The 2,413-nt window shown below is 38.6% G+C and carries 3 protein-coding genes; all 3 read right to left on the reverse strand.

Going from position 1 to position 2,413, the window contains the following annotated elements:
- Positions 1-49 precede the first annotated feature (49 nt).
- Genes LI074_RS16875 through LI074_RS16885 form a run of 3 tightly spaced genes read right to left on the reverse strand, consistent with a single transcriptional unit; the run spans position 50 to position 2,272 of the window.
- Positions 50-328 (reverse strand): hypothetical protein, encoded by a 279-nt coding sequence (locus LI074_RS16875; protein WP_022381278.1) that lies wholly within the window; start codon positions 326-328, stop codon positions 50-52.
- A 4-nt stretch (positions 329-332) separates the two neighbouring features.
- A complete protein-coding gene (locus LI074_RS16880; RefSeq protein WP_025579941.1) occupies positions 333-560 on the reverse strand; it encodes a hypothetical protein in 228 nt (75 codons plus the stop codon).
- Between the two features lie 2 nt (positions 561-562).
- On the reverse strand, positions 563-2,272 hold the full coding sequence (locus LI074_RS16885; RefSeq protein ID WP_025579939.1) for an IS1634 family transposase: 1,710 nt from the start codon (positions 2,270-2,272) through the stop codon (positions 563-565).
- Positions 2,273-2,413 lie beyond the last annotated feature (141 nt).

Raw genomic sequence — 2,413 nt, forward strand, 5'->3', positions numbered from 1 at the left:
CCTTAATTTCCAGCCTGGAATAGCCCTAAAAGCATCTCGGGCTGGAAATTTACATGTTATTGGCACCTTGAATCTGTGCTTCAGTCATACACATATCATGTTCTTTCGCAAATTTAAGAGTTGCCTTTAACCCTTTGGTTTTTTCTCCTTTCAAACCTTCGAATGCTACTTTTACATCTATCATGTAGCAGTATTCTAAAAATCTTTTCAATGCCTTTTCCTTCTGGCTGTTCTTAAATAATAATTCCCATACAGACATCATATCTTCATGATAGAGAAGAATAATGATATCTCCATACCTGACTGCAAAATAGTATTCCGTTAACATTTGATCACGCCTCTTCAGATTTACTGTGCAGGTACTGCATGATTTCTTCATAGCTCCGTCCACTCTGTGCTATAGCATCCAATAACTTTTTCTGGCGAAGTGCATCCCTCTTATCCAATAAATCTTTTAATGTTGCTGCCGCAGCATCATACCGATGCTTTGCTTTCACCAGATTCTTCTGTGCTTTTTCAATTTTAGTGTCCAGTAGTTCTGCGTTTATTTCACGTGCCATATTTACCGCCTTTCTTTCTGAATGTTTGATTTCTTAAGTGTATTACTGATCTCTCCGGCTCGATAAGTAATGTTTCCTTCATTCATCCCAAAAGCCTCTAAGATTTTTTTCTGCTTTGCTGTTACAGCATGGTCCAGCCGGTATACATTATCCGTCTGGCGTGTCATTTCAATCTTCTCAAGTTCCCTGATTGCTGCCGGAACTGTCATATAATTCTGTTTCTTCTCAAGTTTTTCGTTCTCTTCCTGTAATGCAGTATAAATTTTGTTTCGGATTATCAGTGCGATGAATTGTGTAAAAATCCTTCCCTCAACTCCTTCGTTTGTATGTGAACGCATGCTCTTGTTTCCAAGGAATGATTTATCAGAGGCAAAAAGTTTCTCAGATACATCACGGCTCTTATAAAGATGCAGTGCTTCCTTTGCGGTCATCCTTTCGGATGTAATAATAACAAAGTATCCGCATAATGATATTTCCCGTTCTGTCACAGTTGTTTTTTCTTCCGGATATAAAAACACGCCATCTTTATCGTAGTGAAGATAAAAGTATTTTTCGTAAGCTGAACCGAACTCTACTGTTTCATTCTGATGTGACATCAGCAAAGCTGTCCGCTCTCTCAGTGCGTTTTCAAAATGCTCCCGTTCATCAGCATCTTTTGAAATACTATGATAAATATGAATGTATCTCTTTTTTTCATCGCCTTCAAATAAAGTCCTTTGTACTGTTTTTCCATACACACCATAGGCATTCATGTCACAAGAGCGCTTATTTTCGAACGTTCCTTTGTTCTCTAAGATCAAATCACTTATGAAAGAAGACATGCCTTTAGCCATGATCACAAAACTATAACCACATTCGTCTAAATAGCGTATATTTCCACGGCTGAAATATCCCCTGTCCAAAATGAAACCGATTTTTTTATAGCCATACCCAGTGATTTTACCAAGCATGGTCCTAAGCTGTGATACGTCGTTAATACTTCCAGGATAGGCTTCATAAAAGAGTGGTTCTTTATTCTTAAGATCATATCCAACCGAATAGTTGATGATAGCTGAACCGATATCTGTCTTGGCATGACCGAATTCAGCCAGTTCAATCTCTCCGGCCTGACAGTTCTTATTCGTAGAATCATAGGAAATATAAATACGCTCCCTTCGATTTCTCTTTGCATTCCATTCATTCAGAAAGCCTGTACTCTTATCCTTGGTGATGCTCTTAAAGAAATCACTTACCGACGCATCACTATAGATCTTCATACCAGAACTATACAGTGGATGATTGTATGCGTAATCCGGATAATGCTGTGCCACATTGCTTTCTTCTACAATAGAGTAAGAGGCAAGGTCAAGCAATAATGCCATATCCCGCTCAGAGAAGAACTGTCCGAGCAGCTTGTCTAACGAATAATCCAATACTATTTTATGCATTACAGCATATGTACCAACCCGCAGACAGCTGCTACGTTCTGTCCGGTCTTCCATCCCTGATAAGACTGCATCTGGAAAGTATTTCAGAAAGGCTTCGTTAGGAATCATCATAGTGTCATCATCTGGACATACCTTGCCTATAGTCGCTCTCTGTGGATAGGTATATTTTTTCTCCGGATCATAATAGCGATCATACTCATACTTAATATATGTGATATCCCCGCGTCTTAATCGGGTCAATTTTCCATGCACATCCGGTAGCTTAACTCTTGATTTCAGGTACATATTTGCCTCCTTTATTCAGGTTTATATAGCCCTAAATTTATTGTACAGCACAACCCGTATTTTTGCAATAATTTCCGCAGAAATACGGGCTTTTTTAAAATTTTATTTTCGTTAGGGCTACTCATTTTTGGAAGTTAAGGT

The sequence above is a fragment of the Blautia sp. MSK18_10 genome (genome assembly GCF_020553185.1).
GTDB lineage: Bacteria > Bacillota > Clostridia > Lachnospirales > Lachnospiraceae > Blautia_A > Blautia_A wexlerae.

Bases quoted from the DNA above. Each gene is read 5' to 3' on its own strand.
- LI074_RS16875 (WP_022381278.1), bottom strand. From the start codon at position 328: ATGTTAACGGAATACTATTTTGCAGTCAGGTATGGAGATATCATTATT.
- LI074_RS16885 (WP_025579939.1), bottom strand. From the start codon at position 2,272: ATGTACCTGAAATCAAGAGTTAAGCTACCGGATGTGCATGGAAAATTG.
- LI074_RS16880 (WP_025579941.1), bottom strand. From the start codon at position 560: ATGGCACGTGAAATAAACGCAGAACTACTGGACACTAAAATTGAAAAA.